The sequence below is a fragment of the Pseudomonas sp. SIMBA_068 genome (genome assembly GCF_046534705.1).
In the GTDB taxonomy this organism is placed as follows: Bacteria; Pseudomonadota; Gammaproteobacteria; order Pseudomonadales; family Pseudomonadaceae; genus Aquipseudomonas; species Aquipseudomonas putida.
In genome coordinates this window covers 1-311 of the sequence record NZ_JAWRYI010000250.1, presented here as the reverse complement: position 1 = coordinate 311, position 311 = coordinate 1, and the positions used below count along the sequence as shown (strand labels likewise).

Here is a 311-nt window from a genome sequence, read left to right as displayed (position 1 = left end):
CTTATTTTTTAGCGCCTGGCACGCTGAAACGCTTGTTAAAGCGGTCAACACGGCCACCAGTTGCCACTTCACGCTGCTTACCGGTATAGAACGGGTGGCATTTGCCACAAACGTCCAGGTTCAGTTCGTGAGTCAGTGTTGAACGGGTGTGGATCTCGTTGCCGCAGGTACATTTGATAGTAACTGCTTCGTATTTCGGGTGAATACCTTGTTTCATGGGAAACCTCATTGAAGGCCGTGTCGCTCTCCGTGCCAGGCTTTAACCTGCACAGCACCACACGCGATTGAACATTATAGGGTGTACTCCGGCC

General features: G+C 51.4%; 1 protein-coding gene. It reads right to left on the bottom strand.

The window, feature by feature from the left end; all coding sequences use genetic code 11:
• Position 1: 1 nt before the first annotated feature.
• Complete coding sequence (gene rpmE, locus SB756_RS29040) at positions 2-217, bottom strand: 50S ribosomal protein L31 (protein ID WP_003851227.1); 216 nt, start codon at positions 215-217, stop codon at positions 2-4.
• Positions 218-311: the final 94 nt, after the last annotated feature.

Coding starts and splice junctions, on each gene's coding strand:
- rpmE (WP_003851227.1), bottom strand. CDS start 217: ATGAAACAAGGTATTCACCCGAAATACGAAGCAGTTACTATCAAATGT.